The following is a 19,028-nucleotide window of genomic DNA, read 5'->3' as shown; positions in this document are numbered from 1 at the left end:
GGATTCAATCAGAAGCCGGGAAGATTAGGAAGAAGAATCCGAGAAAAGCCATTCATTCTATTAATAAATAAATCCGATGTCCTCACGGAAGAAGCAAAGGAGATTGTTAAGGCAATATTGCATAAAGCACACTTAATATCGGCAAAAACAGGGCATGGGATTGAGGAGTTACAACACCAGTTATTACAATTAATAAATACTGGTGCCCTGAGAAATAATGAAACTATTGTCACGAACAGTAGGCATTATGATTCTCTTTTGCGAGCATTACAGTCCATTGAAAAAGTCCAAATGGGCATAACCGAAGACCTCTCTAGTGACCTTATGGCTATCGATGTAAAGGAAACTTTATATCATTTAGGGGAAATAACCGGAGAAGTTACCAATGATGAACTATTGGGAAACATTTTTGCCAATTTTTGCATCGGTAAGTAAAATCAATTAATACTAGTTAGATGTTCAGTTTTTTCACGAAAAAAAGATACTTAATTGACCATTTGGAGGGCTTTGTGGATATTCATAATCATATCCTACCGGGTATTGACGATGGCGCAAAAAGTGTGGAGGATTCATTGGCACTTATTAAGGGTTTTGGTGAATTTGGTGTTACGGATTTTATCTGTACGCCCCATATCATGGAAAACTACTACCCAAATACTCCCGAGACAATCAACAACTCCTTGGGTTTACTTCAAAATGCTTTAAAAATGAACGAATTAAAGCGTGTTCATATCCAGGCAGCCGCGGAACATATGATTGACGCCGGTTTTGAAAATAGATTGGATGAAAACCGAGATAATGAGACTTGCGAATAACTATATCTTGATAGAAATGTCCTATCTGCAACCCTCATTAAATTTATTTGAAATGGTAGAAAGAATTTCCGAAAAAAACCTCTACCCTATTTTAGCGCACCCTGAACGCTATAATTTTCTTCATGGAAAAATGAAATCCTTTGAAAACTACAAAAAGAAGGGAATGCTACTTCAATTGAACATATTGTCCATATCTCGGATATTATGGAAAAGAGGTTCAGAAGACCACCTTATCCTTATTAGACAACAATCTACTGGATTTTATTGCGACAGATATCCATAATACCAGCACAACTAAATGCCCTAAAGGAAATGCAACTAAAAGAGTCGCAAATTGAATTATTAGTGCCTATTATCGAAAGGACAACCTATAATTTCAGTAGTTAAGTTTATGTCAGAATTTCCACCACTTCTTAGTGGTTTTACTATAGCCATAGCCATATTTTCCACCATAACCCAGATTATCCAAACTAACGTCGTTCACAACAAAGGATAGGTTTTTTAATTTTCCTTCCTCCTTTAATTGCAATGGAAATTCGACAGCATTTTTATCTGTAATCCCTGCCCGAGTAACATAAATTAAAAAATCTGAATAAGGGGTGATCAATAGGGTATCACTAACAACCATTAACGGAGCCGTATCGACTATGACATAATCATACATGTCGGAAACTTTCTCAAACAATTCCTCAACCCTGGAGCTCATTAGAAGTTCTGCCGGGTTGGGGGGAATCTTTCGAGAATAGATGACATCAATGGTATTATGATGTACCAACATGGGGTTGATAATATCCCTTACTTCTATGTTGTTATTAAAAATAAACTCCGTAAGTCCTGCATCCTTGTTATTACTTGCACTTTTCAATTTATCAATGGAGTCCCCAGTAAAAAAGGAATAAAACTTGGGGTTTCTAATATCAGCTCCTATTAGGAGTACTTTTTTATTGGTACTGGACAATATCATCGCTAGATTGGTAGAGATAAAGGTCTTACCTTCACCCGGTACGCTGGAACTTATAAATATTCTATTGTTCTTTTTGTTATCAATTGCTGTTTTGGATTTTATGAGGTAATCCAAGTTGGTTCTCAGTATCCGCAAAGCCTCTGCTAGAACTGAACGATCATCCTTCACGATTAACTTTGAATCTTTCTTGCCTAATCTGGGAAGCTCGCCTAACACAGGCACATCCTTGGTAATATCTTCTAAGTTGTGTTTGTTATGGATTTTTGTATCCAAAAGGTCCTTACCATAGATAGCCCCAAAAGGAACCAACATACCTAGCATTAGGGCGGCTAAATAGATAATTGTCTTTTTAGGCTTAACCGGAACAGGACTGGCTACGTAGGCCTTGTCAATAACATTCGATTTGGGCTCTGCAGAGGCAAAGGCAATCCGGGACTCCTCCCTTTTCTGCAACAAATACAAATAGAGAGACTCCGTAGTCTCCTGCTTTCTTGTAATGTTTCGGAGTTCCCTTTGGTTTTCGGGAGCGGAATAAATCGTTCCCTGTATTCTTCCCAGCTGACTTTGTAAGGTACTTACGTTCATCCCTACATTTCGTTCCAAGGAAGCCAAACTGGACTGCATGGTATTTTTCAAACCGTCTAATTGCTCGTCCAAATTGACAATCATGGGGTTTTGCTCATCTGCACTTTTAAGTAGACGCTTTCGTTCTGCCACCAATTGGTTATATTGCATAGTTGCTTGGGAGATTGCCCCGTTGCCTACATCCACCACGGGCATTTCCTCATATCCTGTTTCCCCATCCACATATTCCTTTAGACCACTGACCATTTGTAGTTGAATCCTAGCATTCTCCAAGTTCTGTCGACTTCCTGCACTAACCTGTACGGCCGCACCAACTTCCAAACCTGATCCGGTCATTCCTTTTTCCGTCAAAAGTTGCTGCGCATCCTCATCAACGGTACTTAAAGTTCCGGATATCATTTGAATCCTATTATTAATAAATTCGGAGGTAGTATCCGCAATCCGTTTTTTTTCCTCAATCGCATTCCTATTATAGACCTCTATTAATTTATCGATAATATCTTTCGCTTTTTGAGGAATGGCACTTGTCATGGAAATATCCAAAATATTGGAGAACTCCTCAGCAGGTGTTACGGAAACGGCTGCCTTTAAGGAGCGCGCTACATTTTCAACAGGAGAAAGGGAAATATAGTATTCATTACCTATAAGACCTTTGGGTTCTTTAATGTTTGGTGTGATGATCATATCACCCAAGGGAGTAGGTACTCCATTCCCATAGGAATACACCTTGGAGGGAGCATCCTCTTGTTCCTTAATGGAGAAAGTTGTTTCTGAGGTAGATTCTATGTAGAAACCATACTTAGCACTGTTTACAACGGAGTCTGCCGAAATAAAATTCAATTTAAAAGGTGGATTACCATAGACTTCAGAGTTTATAATCTTACCAAGAGCGGTTACCTGAATATTAATGCCCAACTCTTTGACCACTTCGATAAAATTGGACCTTGATGCCAAAATTTCAATCTCATCCTCTACTTGATTAGAACCTCCACCTACTAAATTTAAATCTTGAAAAACACTTAATTCGTTCGTAGAATTTTTTTCCTGAACAATCTGTATTTGCGATTGTACGGCATATTCAGGAATAGTGTACCTAATTTTTACAAAAGCAACGGCCAAAGCGATTATTCCACAAAGAACAAACCACTTCCACTGTTTGGTATAGGTATTGACTATTTTTTTTAAATCCTCGGTTTTATTGGAAAAAGTCATAGAATACTATTGAAAGCAAATGAATGGGTTTTTAATTTCACGGTCAATAAAATAACCGTAGTCGTAATGAGCAAAGAAGCAATGGATACGGCAAGCCCAGCTCTATTATCCAAAGTAGACTGAGATACAGCGGATCGGTTTGGCTCAACATACACTACATCATTTTGAGTCAAATAGTAGACAGGTGAGTTCAATGCCTCCTTACTGGTCAAATCAATTCGTGTGTACACCTTTGTTCCATTAAAATCTCGAATGACCAACACATTATCGCGTTTTCCTTTGATACCCAGATCACTGGCAAGACCTATAGCCTCCAATACGGTTATCTGCTCTCCATTCACTTGATAGGTCCCAGGTCTATTGACCTGACCTAAAACCGTGACCGTAAAATTTACCAATCGAATATTGATGATGGGATCTTTAAGATAGGGCTTCAATTTTTCCTTAAGCAATTCCTTGGTGTCCTCGGGAGTAAGACCCAATATTTTTATATTTCCCAAAACTGGGAAGTCTATTTCCCCTTTTTTATCCACGATATAGTCTAGCTGGGTCGGTCTATTTCCACTATTCAAACCTGGTAAATTGGTTTCCTGTTGTACCCCCATAAAAATATTAAATGGAGCACTCGCTGCCTGGTCCAGTGTTGAAACATTGATACGTACCACATCGTCAATTTTAAAGGTGTTGACATAACTGTTATCACTAACAATAGTTTCATAATTCTGTGCATCTTGGAAATACACAATATCCTTGCTTGATCCACAAGAAGTGAATAAAGCTCCCGTGAAGACAATCACGGCCAATACCTTGAAAAAAGAAGTGATTTTGAACATAATAAGATAGCATGAATTTTACCCGCAAGGGTATGAAATATTAAGGTTGTACAATTTTTAGGTTGGGATTCGCCTTATGACTTTGAACATCCGAATTTGGCTTTCTATCAAACTCACAAAGTGTAGAATTTTTGGAAACATATTCCGGGACAATTTCCTTCATTAATTGAATGGTGTTTCCATTAAAGAACATGTTGGTAATGCACAATTCATCAATTTTGGAGCGCACTTTGGCATAATCCAATTCCCTTACCTTGCTGATTTTTATTTTTTGGTGGTAGGTCGGCAGGGTATTCTCACCGTTGGCTAACAATTCCTCGTACAATTTTTCGCCAGGTCTTAAACCGGTAATTTTAATATCGATATCCTCCGGGTAGCGTAAACCGGACAGTTTAATCATATTCTTGGCGAGATCATAAATTTTTACGGATTCGCCCATATCGAAGATAAAAATCTCTCCCCCTTCACCCATGGCGCCCGCCTCCAGTACCAACTGGGACGCCTCAGGTATAGTCATAAAGTAACGGGTAATCTCTTTATGGGTCAGGGTCAAAGGATCGCCCATTTCTATTTGCTTTCTAAATAGTGGGATTACGGAACCATTGGAGCCCAATACATTACCAAATCTAGTCGTTATAAATTTCGTCTTTTCCTCTTTTTGCATACAGCTGATATACATTTCTGCAATACGCTTGGAAGCTCCCATGACATTTGTAGGATTTACAGCTTTATCCGTGGAAACGAACACAAACTTTTCCACACCATGTATTAAGGAGAGATCGGCAATGGTCTTGGTACCGGCAATATTGATTTTAATGGCCTCATAGGCATTATACTCCATTAAGGGTACGTGTTTGTAGGCAGCGGCATGAAAGACCATATTTGGCTTGTGCTCCGAAAACAGGGCATTCATACGATTCTTGTCTCTGATATCGCTTACTATGGGAATAAAGTTATGACACCCGTTTTGCTTCAGTTCTTGTTGTAAATCATACAGCGCGGACTCCGCTGAATCGATAATTATAAGGGATTTAGGGGCATACGAACAGATTTGACGTACAATTTCACTTCCAATGGAACCAGCTCCCCCAGTCACCATAATACTTTTATTAAGAAGTTCCATCTCTATCTTGCTGTTCTTGATTTTTATGGGAGCACGATCCAATAAATCCTCAATTTGCACCTGTTTTATTTGGGAAACTTTTAGTTCCCCATTGATCCAATTTTCAATAGGGGGCACAATTTTTACCACTACCGGTAAATCCATTAATCCCTCTACCGTTTTCCTCAATTTCAAGGAATCGATATTTTGTATAGAGAAAATAATTTCGGAAATATTATATTTCTCAATAAATTCCTCGGTTACTGTCTTACGGGAAAAAACAGGAACTCCATTAATGTTCTTTCCTATTTTTTTAACATCCCTGTCAATGTAACCTACCACTTTATATTCGCTCTGTGAATGGTTGGTAATGGCTCCATGAGTCAGTACCCCGGAATCTCCTGCGCCATATATCAGTACCTTTTTAAAAGCTTTAGTACCTTGATGCATGCTGCTGTAGATAGATTTAAAAACGAACCTAGAAGCTGTAAGACCAATAAAAGTCAACAAACTGTTTATAATGATGATGGATAAAGGAATTGTAAATAGGTTTAAAACTCCAAAAATCCTATTGGCCAATACAATAAAAATGACCAAAATACTGGAAAGGCACACAGCATTAAAGATATTGTAGACATCGCGTACCCCAGTATGTCTGACCACACCTTTATACGAACCAACAATCAAAAAGGAAATCAACCCCGTAATGAGCACCAAGGGGAGTTGCACCAACAAATTTTCTACCTGAAAATCCAAGGTAAGGTTGAACCGTATCAAATAGGACAATACAAAGGCAAAGGCTATTGTGGCGAGGTCAATTATCAAAACCAACCACTTTGAAGCGTAGCGCTCTGCATTATAGGTTAGGTATTTTTGTATCATGATAAAGCGCTTTTGATGGTTTCTACTACCCGTTCCAAGTCCTCTTGGGATAAATTAGATCCACTCGGCAGGCACAACCCTCTGTCAAACAATACTTCGGAAGTACCATCCATAAACTGTTCAGCTTTCCTAAACACTGGTTGTAAATGGAGTGGTTTCCATAATGGCCTTGATTCTATATTTTCATCTAACAGTGCCATCCTCAAAGTTTCTCGCATATCATAAGAAGATGTTAAGATACAACTTAACCATCGATTGGAAAAAAAAATCTTTTGGTTCTGCCAAAAAGGAAATATCTTTTATTTCCCTTAGTGAATTTAGGTAAAAGTCATAATTCTTACGCCGTGCGGCCACCCTATCCTTTAAAACATTCATCTGTCCCCTACCAATACCTGCCAACACATTGCTCATTCTATAATTGTATCCTACATGACTATGTTGATAATGAGGGGCCTCGTCCCTCGCCTGGGTGGCTAAAAAAATTGCTTTGTCCCGAAGAGATGCATCTTTGGTGACTAGGGCACCACCTCCGAAGTAGTTATGATTTTATTGCCATTAAAGGATAAAACACCAATGTCACCAAAAGTACCACATGAAATTCCTTTATAGGAACTTCCCAATGCCTCCGCACTATCTTCCAAAATTGGAATTTCAAATTCCTCGGCAATGGCTTTGACCTCCTCAATTTTGTAGGGCATACCATATAAATGCACTGCAATGATGGCCTTTGGCTTCCTATAATTTTGTATTCTATCGATTATTGCTTCCCGTAGCAATTCCGGACTAATATTCCAAGTATCGATTTCACTATCCACAAACACTGGGGAGGCTCTCAAATATAAAATAGGATTCGCGGATGCGGAAAAAGTAAAGCTTTGACACAAAACTTCATCCCCAGGATCCACACCTAACAATTTCAGTCCTAGATGGATGGCTGCCGTACCGGAACTCAAGGCTGCAACGGAAACTCCGTTACCCAATACGGCTTCAATCGCCTTTTCGAAGGAATCCACATTGGGGCCCAAGGGTGCTACCCAATTGGTATCAAAAGCTTCATGTACGTACTTTAATTCATCTCCTCCCATATGGGGTGAGGACAGCCGGACTTTAGTAGGTGTTGCTATGGTTTTCAAACGGTTGTAACAATTTAGGGTTGCAAATATAGCTTCAAAATTAATCAATACTGTGCTCAATCAACATTATTAAGGACATAATTCGTCTAAGGTCCAAGATTTATCGGTTAATGGACTTTACGGATTCCATTTATCGGGGTGAAAGGATATTTGGTCTTTTTCATACCTATACACTTTTTAAAACCTGTTTTATTTTTCATCTTTGTCTTTTAATCCCTAAATCAGGAAATGAAAAAGATTACAAAAATCTGCTGTATAGGAGCAGGATATGTGGGCGGCCCCACCATGTCGGTCATTGCGAACAAATGTCCGAGAAATTCAGGTAACCGTAGTAGATATCAATGAAGACCGTATTGCCCAGTGGAATACGGATAATCCGGATAATCTTCCTATATACGAACCGGGTCTAAAGGAAATTGTAGGGGAAAGTAGGGGAAAGAACCTCTTTTTTTCTACCGAGGTGGACAAGGCTATAGACGAGGCCCAAATGATTTTTATATCCGTAAATACCCCTACAAAAACATACGGTAAGGGTAAAGGACAGGCAGCGGATTTAAAATTTATTGAATTGTGTGCCCGCAACATTGCCAAGGTAGCCAAGGACGATAAAATTGTAGTGGAAAAGTCTACCTTGCCCGTGCGCACCGCGCAGGCCATACAGAATATTTTGGACAATACCGGTAATTCTGTCCATTTCGAGATTTTGTCCAATCCGAATTTACGGCAGAAGGAACGGCCATTGATGACCTTTTAAATGCCGATCGGGTGCTTATTGGAGGAAACGATACCCCTTCAGGACAAAAGGCTAAGGACGCTTTAAGTGCGGTATATGAACATTGGTTGCCCAAGGAGCGTATTCTGCAGACCAACGTTTGGTCCTCCGAACTTTCAAAATTGGTAGCCAATGCTTTTTTGGCCCAACGGGTATCCTCTATCAATACTATTTCAGCCTTATGCGAAAAGACCGATGCCAATGTACAGGAAATTTCCAGGGCCATAGGTTACGATAGTAGAATAGGGCCAAAATTCCTAAATGCTTCCGTAGGTTTTGGAGGGTCTTGTTTTCAAAAGGACATACTAAACCTGGTGTATATAGCAAGATCCTATGGACTGAACGAAGTGGCCGATTACTGGGAGCAGGTGGTGATTGCCAATGACTACCAAAAAAGAAGGTTTGCGGACACTATTATTTCAACCCTCTACAATACGGTCTCAGGCAAAAAAATCGTTTTGTATGGATGGGCCTTTAAAAAGGATACCAATGACACCCGTGAATCCCCGGCCATTGCGGTAGCAGATGCGTTATTGGAGGAACGCGCGGAAATTTTGGTGTATGACCCCAAAGTGAGTGAAGATAGGATTTATGCGGATTTGGACTACTTGGGTACGCGGGCTCCTGAAGAAAATAGAAAACTATTGAAGGTTACCACAGACCCCATAGCAGTTACAAAAGATGCCCATGCCATTGCCATTGTTACGGAATGGGACGAGTTTAAAACCTATGATTGGAAAGCCATTTATGACCAAATGCTAAAGCCTGCCTTTGTATTTGATGGCAGACGAATTTTGGATACCAGGATTATGGAGGAAATTGGGTTCAACTATTACAAAATAGGGCAGTCATGAAGATTTTGGTAACAGGTGCCGCTGGATTTATAGGCTTTTTTGTATCTAAATCTTTGTTGGCAAAGGGGCATACGGTTATAGGCTTGGACAATATCAATGATTACTATGATGTTGGTCTAAAATTTGCCCGTTTGGAACAATTGGGAGTGGCCCAAAAAGAAGCCGAACAGTGGAACAAAGAGACAACCAGTACTAGCCATACCGGTTTTTCCTTCATACGCATGGCCTTGGAAGATCGTGAAAATCTTCCTGAGCTATGTAAAAAATACAGTTTTGATACTGTTTGCAATCCGGCCGCACAAGCGGGGGTTAGATACAGCCTTGAAAATCCGAGAAGCCTATGTGGATAGTAACTTGGTAGGCTTTCTAAATATTCGGAGTGCTGTAGAAATTATGACATAAAACATTTGGTCTATGCCAGTAGCTCTAGTGTCTATGGCCTGAATGAAAAAATACCCTTTGAAACGACGGATTCTGTGGATCATCCGGTGAGTTTATATGCTGCCACAAAAAAGAGCAATGAGCTTATGGCGCATGCGTACAGTCATTTATACGGGTTTAAATCCACCGGGCTTCGATTTTTCACGGTCTATGGCCCTTGGGGCAGGCCGGATATGGCCATGTTCTTGTTTACAGATGCCATTATGAATAACAAACCAATCAAGGTCTTCAACAATGGCAACCTGGAGAGGGACTTTACCTATATAGATGATATTACGGAAGGAGTCGTACGAATCCTAGAGACACCTTTGGAACAAAATGTATCTTCAGAAAAACTGTACAGCGTCTATAACATAGGAAATAGCAAGTCCGTAAAACTGATGGATTTTATAACGGCCATTGAGGAAAGTTTGGGTAAGGTAGCTCAAAAAGAAATGCTTCCAATGCAACCAGGCGATGTGGAAAAAACCTGGGCGAACGTTGGTGATTTAATTATAGATTACGATTATCGGCCCAATACACCAATAAAATTAGGGGTACAACGTTTTGTAAATTGGTATAAAAGTTTTTACGGTTATAAAGGCTAATATGGTATTTCTAATATCCGATTTACGTTAATCTCCATACTTTAAAATGCTATTTAATTCGATAGATTTCCTCATTTTTTTCCCAACAGTTTTTGTTTTGTATTGGGTGCTCAACAACAATCTTAGATTCCAAAATATTCTATTATTGGTTGCAAGTTATATATTTTATGCCTGGTGGGATTGGCGTTTTCTATCGTTGATTATTATTAGTTCAATTATAGACTATACTGCAGGACTCAAAATTTATAATGCTGAAACCGAGAGACAACGAAAATTATGGCTAATCATAAGCCTTGTTGCCAATTTAGGTTTTCTTTCCATATTTAAATACTACAACTTCTTTGTTGATTCCTTTGTGCAAGCGGTTGGTATTTTTGGCTGGCAACCAAATGATTTAACCTTGGATATTATTCTTCCCGTAGGGATTAGTTTTTACACATTTCAAACCTTGAGTTATACGATTGATATTTATCGGAGAGACTTTAAACCCACGAATAACATATTGTCCTTTTTTACATATATCGCTTTTTTTCCACAATTAGTGGCAGGACCCATAGAGAGAGCATCAAATCTATTACCTCAAATTGAGAAAAAAAGATTTTTTAAAAAAGAATGGTTCAATGAAGGTATTGTTCAAATACTTATTGGTTTGTTCAGAAAAATAGTTATTGCCGATACATTGGCAATCTATGTGGATACGATTTATTCGGATACGAGCCTATATAACTCAAGTACCATACTTTTAGCTACCATTTTCTATGCGTTTCAAATTTATTTTGATTTTTCAGGCTATTCGGATATTGCCATCGGTACTGCCAAATTAATGGGTTTTAAATTTCATCAAAACTTTAATTTACCTTATTTCTCCAAATCCCTGACAGAATTTTGGCGTAAATGGCATATGTCCTTATCCTATTGGTTAAGGGACTATTTATATATTTCATTAGGGGGTAATAGAAAAGGTATAAAAATTACCTATCGAAACTTAATGCTGACTATGTTACTGGGAGGTCTGTGGCATGGCAGCTCCTGGAACTTTATCATTTGGGGAGGTATACATGGACTCGTGCTTGGTATTGAAAAGTTCTTAAAATCCAATCCGAATTTAGTTTCTTACAAAAACTGAAATTTTTAGGAAGACCTGTCACCTTTGGCATCGTCATTTTGGCGTGGATATTTTTCAGGGCACAAACCTTTGATTCTGCACTAATTGCGTTAAATAAGATTATCTTTTTTGTGCCATCTTTGCCCTTTGTTGGAGATATAAACGTCATGACCAATTCCCTTGTAGTACTATTTTTGGGAATCGCGTTTGATACCTTTCTTTACAAAACCAATACACATTTGGAAAATTTAGGCGAAAATTACAGCATTTGGAAGCTTGTGATTTTTTGTGGCATCACTGTAATTTTAATAAACCTCTTCTACTCTACTTCCAGTAACTTTATTTATTTTCAATTTTAAGGCCATGAATAAATCATCATTGACTTATTTGATAAAATTGTTTTTAGTATCTGTGGTTTTTCTTTTTTTATTAGACAAACTAGTCTACTTTGGAATTAACAAAATCAGTCAAAAAGTTTATACAGGTCAAAGTGGTGGAAAAATTAATCAATTTTTATTACAAAAGGAATCAACTTGATTTTATAGTTTTTGGGAATTCGAGCAAATCATCACATTAATCCCAAAAAAATAGCTGATAACTCCTTCAATATTGGAGTGGATGGGACCAAAATTGCCCATACTTCGGCTTTAATCAAAACAACTCCCAAAAATTTAAAACAAACTTTTTTGGTTCATATTTCACCTTATAATGCCTTTAATCAAAACTATTTAGGTGAAGATGTTGCAAGTCTAAATTTATTTTATCATCAAAATGAAGTTATTAGGAATGAATTAGATTTATTGGGGCAAAATAATATTCTACATAAAATTTTTTGGAGCCAAACCTATAACGGTCGCCTACTTGGAATACTCAAGAACTTTGTAAAACCACAGTACGATTTTAAAAAATACTCGGGTTATGACCCATTAGTAGTGTCTGATAATCAGAGGAAAAAATTCAACCAGCTACTGGATAGATGGACGACAAGAAATTGTGATAGCATTCTTTCGATAAATTCAATATATTCAAGTTATATAGACGAAATAAAAACTTTTTGTGAAACAAATAACAAAGTGCTAATTTTCTACACATCCCCTATTTATAGGGATGATTGTAAGGAAGACGACTTAGCCCTAATTCGCATACTCAAGGAGAAAAATATTACATACTGGAACTTAAGTGATTTCTTTGAAAAAGAAAAGTCCTTGGAAAATTGGAAAGACAATACCCACTTATCATCAAAGGGTGCGGAGGCTTTCACAAGAGAAATTCAAATTAGAATGCAGAATTTATAAAAAGACCCCAGTTAAATTTACTTTATATTGTTAAGTCTTAATGTCAAAAACACAATTCTAAAACTTCAGATAAATAATAATGTCTTTTAATATAAAATCACAATTCAAAATTTTGGTAACTGGAGGGGCAGGATTTATTGGGTCCAACCTTTGTGAAACACTTCTAAATAACGGAAATATTGTGCGTTGTTTGGACAACTTCTCCACGGGGAAAAGGGAGAATATTGAGCCTTTTTTAGATGATTCAAATTTCAGCCTACTTGAGGGAGATATTCGTGATTTGGATATCTGCCGGACAGCTTGTAAGGATATGGACTACGTCTTGCACCAAGCAGCCCTGGGCTCTGTTCCAAGATCTATTAACGATCCCATCACCAGTAACGAGGTCAACGTCTCCGGGTTTTTGAATATGTTGGTCGCGGCACGAGATCAACAGGTGAAGCGTTTCGTCTATGCGGCCAGTTCTTCCACGTACGGGGATTCCACCAACATGCCCAAAGTAGAGGATAGTATCGGAAAACCGTTGTCGCCTTATGCCATTACAAAATATGTAAATGAACTCTATGCGGATGTTTTTGCCAAAACCTATGGCATGGAAACCGTTGGACTTCGCTATTTTAATGTATTTGGACGCAGACAGGATTTCAATGGGGCTTATGCTGCGGTTATACCAAAATTTGTGCTGCAGTTGATGCAGCATGAATCTCCTGTAATCAATGGAGATGGATCTTTTTCCGAGAGATTTTACGTTTATAGACAATGTGGTACAGATGAATATTCTCGCTATGATTGAATCTAATCCTGAAGCGATAAATACTGTATACAACGTCGCCTATGGGGAACGTACGGATTTGAAGGAGCTAGTCACCCTTTTAAAGGAATATCTAGGTGAATATGATGCCGAAATAAAAAATGTGGATACAATTTATGGCCCGGAACGTAAAGGCGATGTCCCCCACTCTCCGGCCTCCATCGATAAAGCAAAAAATTTATTGGGATATGCCCCGAATACGATATCAAGACAGGACTCAAAGAAGCCGTAGCTTGGTACTGGGAGAATTTGCGAAAATAGATTGTTAGCAATTAGAAGAATTTATAAATTACGAACATCCGACAACAAATTACCAATAGTTAAAACTAAAAACGGATTGCTAAAGGCCAACAGCCAGCGGCCAATAGCATTTATAAACAAAGAAAAGAAGCCAAGAGCCAAATGCCAATGGCTAAAAGCTAAAAAATAAAACATGAACAACACTAAAATTGCCATTATAGGATTGGGCTATGTGGGGCTGCCCCTGGCCCGATTATTTGCTACCAAATACCCTGTCATAGGGTTCGACATCAATGCAGCCCGTATTAAAGAACTAATGGGAGGGCATGACAGTACCTTGGAGGTGGAAGACGATATTCTTCAAAAAGTATTGGTTTCCGAATCGAAAATGGAAACCGGTCTCTATTGTTCCAACAAATTAGAGGATATCGCGGATTGCAATTATTATATTGTGACCGTACCTACGCCTGTCGACAGTACCAATAGGCCCATACTCACACCTTTGTACAAAGCAAGTGAAACCGTAGGGAAGGTCTTAAAAAAAGGAGACACAGTGATTTATGAGTCTACCGTTTATCCGGGCGTCACGGAGGATGAGTGTATTCCCGTTTTGGAAAAAGAAAGCGGCTTGGTATTCAATACGGATTTCTTTGCGGGTTATTCCCCGGAGCGTATCAACCCGGGTGATAAAGAACACACCGTAGAAAAAATCCTAAAGGTAACCTCAGGATCCACTCCGGAGGTGGGCAATAAGGTGGATGCCCTCTATGCATCGGTAATTACAGCGGGTACCCACTTGGCACCCACAATTAAAGTAGCGGAAGCGGCCAAAGTAATAGAAAATTCCCAAAGGGACATCAACATTGCCTTTGTCAACGAATTGGCCAAAATTTTTAACCTCATGGGCATTGACACTCATCAGGTATTGGAAGCCGCAGGCACCAAATGGAACTTTCTACCTTTCAAACCCGGTTTGGTGGGAGGGCATTGTATTGGGGTCGACCCCTATTATTTGGCCCAAAAAGCCCAGGAATATGGCTACCATCCGGAAATCATTTTGGCCGGTCGCCGCATGAACGACACCATGGGAAAATATGTGGCTTCCGAAATTATAAAATTAATGGTGCAAAAGGACATCCGTATCAAGGAAAGCAAGATTTTGGTGTTGGGCATCACCTTTAAGGAGAACTGCCCGGATGTACGAAATACCAAAGCAGTAGACGTCATCAACAACTTGAAAAGTTATGGCACGGATGTCACCGTTTTTGACCCTTGGGCATCACCACAGGAAGTGATCCATGAATATGGAATGAATATTACTAATACCATGCCTCAGCAGAAATTTGACGCTGTGGTGTTGACAGTAGCGCACAAGGCATTTTTGGATTTGGATTTTAGTAATGTGATAAAAAAGAATGGAGTTATATATGACGTTAAGGGGGTGCTGCCTCAAAAAGTTGACGGAAGACTCTAGATGGCTATCTTAAGTGGCAATCATTTTTCAGCATAGCTTTTTATAATTTGTATTGGATTCCCGCCAGCGACCGTCATGGCGGGGATATTTTTGTGCACTACACTATTGGCCGATATAATACTACCGTATCCAATGGTCACGCCTGGCAAAACAACGACACCTGTTCCTAACCATACATTATCCTCAATAACGATATCGGCTGCTTTTCCGCTGGTATGTATTCTTTCATGAACATTTGGAAAGGAAGCATCATGGCCATTGGAGTCCATAATTTGGCAATTGGCAGCAACAAGGCAATTATCACCAATAACAATACTCTTTTTAGCGTGAATACAGCTTCCATGAATTCTAGAGTTCGATCCTATATGAATTTTAGAAGTCGGTCTGTCTAACATAAGCTTACAAGGGCCGAACATGCTTAAATGATACCCTTTATTTTCGGAGTTTATAACGGCATTGTCAGCAATGCTAAGTTCTGCATTATCATGTATTTGAATATGGGGAATTCCTTTAAAAATCACATTTTCTCCAAGTTTAATTTTTTTCCTTCGCAACTTGAACAAAAACAGATTTATCTTTAATTTTCTTAAAATTATAGAATAGGTATTATGTAAAAAATTCATCAATACAGTTTTTCAAATGATAAAAGTCAGTAGTTAAATTAATTTTTAAAAATTGATTATCATATTATTTATGAACTCAGGTGTTATTTTAAAAATCCACTTGCAATCCTATTAAATTTATTAAATCGTTTAAATCATAAAGATATTGTTTCGGTATTCTTTTAATATTGATGTCTTAAATAGAACTTTTTTTAGCTTTTAAACACGGTTTGGGAACAAAAGTGTGCAATTCATCGAATAAATTGAAAATAAAATGTTAAAGGCATCGACAAAGAGATCTAAAACGTCGTTGATTTGCGTACCTACTTGAGTTTAAAAATGGACCTCAATTTTTAACTCAAAAGATTTTAATTTTAATTGAAATAAACAAAAAGTGCAGTTCGTCGAAAAAAAAGTGCTTTTAAACGATTCGATAAAATTAAACGTTATAATTGTGTCCCAAATAGTAAAACCTTAAAAATCCCTTTTGTTAACCTACTTATGAATTCCTTGAACCCCACCCTAAAAAAGATGAGCTTGCTATTATCATTGATTTTATTTGTCACAGCCTGCTCCAAAGATGCCGACTTGTTATCGGATTATGTGATTGCCAAAAATGGTGACTTAGAAAGTATTGCACTGTTGGTCGATGATCAATTTTTTATTGGAAACGGTCAGTCCAGCATCATTATGGATGTATTAAACAATGATAACTTTAATAGTGATGTCCAAGTTACTATAGTGGGGACCTCAACACCCCAAAATGGCGAGGTGGTTATCAATGATGATAATACACTTACCTATACCCCACAAACTATAACACCTCCAACGGAGGAAACTTCAACCAACACAGAAACTTCGGAAACGCCCCTTGAGGATACATTTACCTATACTACGGAGGTTACAACCCCCGACGAAGAGGTCTCTCGACAGGAAGCTACCGTAACCATTTCTCCTGTAGATATGGGCGAGTTATTGGCCTTTCCTGGTGCCGAAGGTTTTGGAAAATATACCACTGGAGGCCGAGGAGGTACTGTTATTCATGTGACCAACTTAAATGATAGTGGGCCCGGAAGTTTTAGAGATGCAATAGAAACAAATGGACCAAGAATTATTGTATTTGACGTTGGAGGAGAAATTAAGGTGGACAAGATGATTAAATTAGGAGTTGGCAATAGCAATGCTGATCCATCCACGAATATCTTAAGAGAAAATGTAACAATTGCTGGTGAAACGGCTCCATATCCCGGTATTACAATCAGAACAAGTGGTCAGTATTCTTCTGGTTATGGTGCCTTATTGGACATTCAAGCGAGCAATGTAATATTAAGGTATTTGACTTTTCGTGTTGATGATAATAATGTGAGTGCTATGGACGCTCTTCAGGTTGTAAATCCTTGGTACAACACTAACAAATACAATCTGAAAAATGTTATTATTGATCATGTATCTATTTCGAATGGCTCTGATGAAAACTTTGCTTTACAAGGCTTGACTAATAGCTCAGTTCAAAACTGTATGATTACTAATAACGATAATTTTAGAAATGTTCTTTTTGGTAAAAAAAATTATAATATTTCTTTCATAGGAAATTATCTTTCACATACTAGTGACAGAAATATATTGGTCGGGTACGGTATGAATGGGGAAACCTCTGAGTATATAAATAATATCATATATGGTTATGAAGAAGGAATGAATGTTGTTTGGGGTAATAATGCCGATGTTATTGGAAATATATACAAATCCTTCATTAACAATAAACCTAGAAATTATGCAATCTCTTGGAAACCAAATGAAATCAATAATCCAACTGCATCAATAACGGACGGTTCATTCTATTTTAAAAGTAATATTCAATTAAATCCACATGACAATAATATTTATAACGCAGACGCTATAAAATACAATTCGAATAACAGGGTAATTACTAACAGCTTGATTACAGAATGGGAAACTACACAATCAGGAATTCAAAACAGAGTTTTTAGGGACAAAGGTCCAGGAAATAGTATACACCAAGATTCTTACGATGAAAAGGCTATATCTGACTACTTTAATAATTACGGTGGTTTTGACTCATTAATTATTCCCAAAAAAGTTAGTACAACGCGTCCTACTAATTTTGACACTGATAATGATGGGATGTCAGATGAATGGGAAAAAAGTTATTTTGGAAACTTAAGTGAAAGTGCAAATGGAGATTATGATGGTGATGGATATACAAATATTGAAGTTTATTTTAACTGGTTGGCCGAGACAATAAATCTTGTATCTTCTCGAAAAAGGCGTTCTTTTGAACGTCTTTTTTAATTATTTTTTTTTTTAGCTATATATTTATCGTGTTTTAAAAAAAAATGTGAAAAATCTTTTCAAATCACTCTATCAAAAATCCAGTTTAGGATTTTATATCATAAAACCATTTGCACGTATCTACCAATATATACTTCACAAAAAGTATCTTTCAAGAGAGGCGTTTACACTACAAAAATTCAAAAAGTCATTTGGTTATATTCCAGATCTAAAAAATCCGGTTACTCTCAATGAGAAAATTAATTGGTTAAAACTTAACTTTTGGGATTCATCCTTCACTCAATTTGCGGACAAGTATGAAGTACGCAATTATATTTCAGAGAAAATAGGTGATAAATACCTTATACCTTTATTTTTCGCAACAGAAAATTACAAAGAAATTGTACCGGAAAATTTACCAGATATCCCATGTATTATTAAAACAAATCATGACAGTTCTGGAGGAATTATTATCTATAATAAATATGACAATCATAATTGGATAACTATTCAAAATATACTGCGAGCGCGCATGTCTCAAAACTTCTATTGGGATGGTCGTGAGCGTCAATATAGGAATATTTCACCGCGAATTATTGTTGAAAAACTATTAACGGATAATGAAGGTTCACTACCCGCAGACTATAAAGTTCATTGTTTTAACGGTAAGGTTAGGATGATTAACGTAGATATGGGTAGAAATACAGGAAAGCATTTTAGAAACTGGTACAACCGTCAATGGCAACGTGAACCCTATAGATGGTCGTCAATTTTAGGTGATGGGAAATTTACCGATCCAAATGAAGAGGATATCGAAAGGCCAGATCTTTTAGATGAAATGTGTGAATTGTCCGAAAAGCTTACTGCCAGCTTTCCCTATTTAAGAGCCGATTGGTATATCTATAAAAATCAATTGTATTTTGGGGAATTAACCTTACACCATAATGGTGGAAATAGGCCCATTTTACCATCTAAATGGGACACTCTTCTAGGGAAAGAACTTGAATTGCCAAAATTAAAATAATATTT

12 protein-coding genes and 4 pseudogenes are annotated in these 19,028 nt (G+C 37.7%); 11 read left to right on the top strand and 5 right to left on the bottom strand.

The window, feature by feature from the left end:
* The first annotated feature begins 117 nt into the window (after positions 1-117).
* Genes NYZ99_RS22835 through NYZ99_RS07400 form a run of 3 tightly spaced genes read left to right on the top strand, consistent with a single transcriptional unit; the run spans position 118 to position 1,098 of the window.
* Positions 118-435: a tRNA modification GTPase gene (locus NYZ99_RS22835; protein ID WP_420845192.1), complete on the top strand. Its 318-nt coding sequence runs from the start codon at positions 118-120 to the stop codon at positions 433-435.
* A gap of 20 nt (positions 436-455) precedes the next feature.
* Positions 456-815, top strand: coding sequence for a CpsB/CapC family capsule biosynthesis tyrosine phosphatase (locus tag NYZ99_RS07405; protein ID WP_260574671.1), 360 nt, complete (start codon positions 456-458; stop codon positions 813-815).
* The gene (locus NYZ99_RS07400) at positions 784-1,098 is read left to right on the top strand and encodes a CpsB/CapC family capsule biosynthesis tyrosine phosphatase (protein WP_260574670.1); all 315 of its coding nucleotides are present in this window, start codon (positions 784-786) and stop codon (positions 1,096-1,098) included. The genes NYZ99_RS07405 and NYZ99_RS07400 overlap by 32 nt, the downstream gene beginning before the upstream one ends.
* A gap of 111 nt (positions 1,099-1,209) precedes the next feature.
* On the opposite strand, the gene NYZ99_RS07395 is transcribed toward NYZ99_RS07400, so the two are convergent.
* The 4 genes and pseudogenes from NYZ99_RS07395 to NYZ99_RS07380 all read right to left on the bottom strand — a co-directional run bounded on the left by NYZ99_RS07395 (position 1,210) and on the right by NYZ99_RS07380 (position 7,478).
* Complete coding sequence (locus NYZ99_RS07395) at positions 1,210-3,576, bottom strand: GumC family protein (protein WP_260574669.1); 2,367 nt, start codon at positions 3,574-3,576, stop codon at positions 1,210-1,212.
* Positions 3,573-4,409, bottom strand: a complete 837-nt coding sequence (locus NYZ99_RS07390) for a polysaccharide biosynthesis/export family protein (protein ID WP_260574664.1) — start codon at positions 4,407-4,409, stop codon at positions 3,573-3,575. The genes NYZ99_RS07395 and NYZ99_RS07390 overlap by 4 nt, the downstream gene beginning before the upstream one ends.
* A gap of 40 nt (positions 4,410-4,449) precedes the next feature.
* Positions 4,450-6,393 (bottom strand): polysaccharide biosynthesis protein, encoded by a 1,944-nt coding sequence (locus tag NYZ99_RS07385; RefSeq protein ID WP_260574661.1) that lies wholly within the window; start codon positions 6,391-6,393, stop codon positions 4,450-4,452.
* Positions 6,390-7,478 (bottom strand): annotated as a pseudogene (locus tag NYZ99_RS07380) (DegT/DnrJ/EryC1/StrS family aminotransferase). The gene NYZ99_RS07385 and the pseudogene NYZ99_RS07380 overlap by 4 nt, the downstream one beginning before the upstream one ends.
* A 276-nt stretch (positions 7,479-7,754) precedes the next feature.
* Between NYZ99_RS07380 and NYZ99_RS07375 the strand changes: the two are divergent.
* The 6 genes and pseudogenes from NYZ99_RS07375 to NYZ99_RS07350 all read left to right on the top strand — a co-directional run bounded on the left by NYZ99_RS07375 (position 7,755) and on the right by NYZ99_RS07350 (position 15,105).
* A pseudogene (locus tag NYZ99_RS07375) lies at positions 7,755-9,152 on the top strand (nucleotide sugar dehydrogenase).
* Positions 9,149-10,180 (top strand): annotated as a pseudogene (locus NYZ99_RS07370) (NAD-dependent epimerase/dehydratase family protein). The pseudogenes NYZ99_RS07375 and NYZ99_RS07370 overlap by 4 nt, the downstream one beginning before the upstream one ends.
* A 145-nt stretch (positions 10,181-10,325) precedes the next feature.
* Positions 10,326-11,306: an MBOAT family O-acyltransferase gene (locus NYZ99_RS07365; protein ID WP_260574660.1), complete on the top strand. Its 981-nt coding sequence runs from the start codon at positions 10,326-10,328 to the stop codon at positions 11,304-11,306.
* 665 nt (positions 11,307-11,971) lie between these two features.
* Positions 11,972-12,580, top strand: a complete 609-nt coding sequence (locus NYZ99_RS07360) for a hypothetical protein (RefSeq protein ID WP_260574659.1) — start codon at positions 11,972-11,974, stop codon at positions 12,578-12,580.
* 79 nt (positions 12,581-12,659) lie between these two features.
* Positions 12,660-13,652 (top strand): annotated as a pseudogene (locus NYZ99_RS07355) (SDR family oxidoreductase).
* Positions 13,653-13,824: 172 nt separating this feature from the next.
* Positions 13,825-15,105: a nucleotide sugar dehydrogenase gene (locus NYZ99_RS07350; protein WP_260574657.1), complete on the top strand. Its 1,281-nt coding sequence runs from the start codon at positions 13,825-13,827 to the stop codon at positions 15,103-15,105.
* A 20-nt stretch (positions 15,106-15,125) separates the two neighbouring features.
* On the opposite strand, the gene NYZ99_RS07345 is transcribed toward NYZ99_RS07350, so the two are convergent.
* Positions 15,126-15,728: an acyltransferase gene (locus NYZ99_RS07345; protein ID WP_260574655.1), complete on the bottom strand. Its 603-nt coding sequence runs from the start codon at positions 15,726-15,728 to the stop codon at positions 15,126-15,128.
* Positions 15,729-16,238: 510 nt separating this feature from the next.
* On the opposite strand from NYZ99_RS07345, the gene NYZ99_RS07340 reads away from it, so the two are divergent.
* Positions 16,239-18,020, top strand: coding sequence for a hypothetical protein (locus NYZ99_RS07340; RefSeq protein ID WP_260574654.1), 1,782 nt, complete (start codon positions 16,239-16,241; stop codon positions 18,018-18,020).
* 46 nt (positions 18,021-18,066) lie between these two features.
* Positions 18,067-19,023 (top strand): ATP-grasp fold amidoligase family protein, encoded by a 957-nt coding sequence (locus NYZ99_RS07335; protein WP_260574652.1) that lies wholly within the window; start codon positions 18,067-18,069, stop codon positions 19,021-19,023.
* Positions 19,024-19,028 lie beyond the last annotated feature (5 nt).

It is taken from the genome of Maribacter litopenaei (genome assembly GCF_025244665.1).
Classification (GTDB): domain Bacteria; phylum Bacteroidota; class Bacteroidia; order Flavobacteriales; family Flavobacteriaceae; genus Maribacter; species Maribacter litopenaei.
Note: the sequence above shows the minus strand (reverse complement) of the source record. Positions and strands in the feature narration are given on the sequence as shown.

What these genes read in the sequence shown, in the direction of transcription:
- NYZ99_RS07405 (WP_260574671.1), top strand. Translation starts at nt 456, where the DNA reads ATGTTCAGTTTTTTCACGAAAAAAAGATACTTAATTGACCATTTGGAG.
- NYZ99_RS07400 (WP_260574670.1), top strand. Translation starts at nt 784, where the DNA reads ATGAAAACCGAGATAATGAGACTTGCGAATAACTATATCTTGATAGAA.
- NYZ99_RS07395 (WP_260574669.1), bottom strand. Translation starts at nt 3,576, where the DNA reads ATGACTTTTTCCAATAAAACCGAGGATTTAAAAAAAATAGTCAATACC.
- NYZ99_RS07390 (WP_260574664.1), bottom strand. Translation starts at nt 4,409, where the DNA reads ATGTTCAAAATCACTTCTTTTTTCAAGGTATTGGCCGTGATTGTCTTC.
- NYZ99_RS07385 (WP_260574661.1), bottom strand. Translation starts at nt 6,393, where the DNA reads ATGATACAAAAATACCTAACCTATAATGCAGAGCGCTACGCTTCAAAG.
- NYZ99_RS07350 (WP_260574657.1), top strand. Translation starts at nt 13,825, where the DNA reads ATGAACAACACTAAAATTGCCATTATAGGATTGGGCTATGTGGGGCTG.
- NYZ99_RS07345 (WP_260574655.1), bottom strand. Translation starts at nt 15,728, where the DNA reads ATGAATTTTTTACATAATACCTATTCTATAATTTTAAGAAAATTAAAG.
- NYZ99_RS07340 (WP_260574654.1), top strand. Translation starts at nt 16,239, where the DNA reads ATGAGCTTGCTATTATCATTGATTTTATTTGTCACAGCCTGCTCCAAA.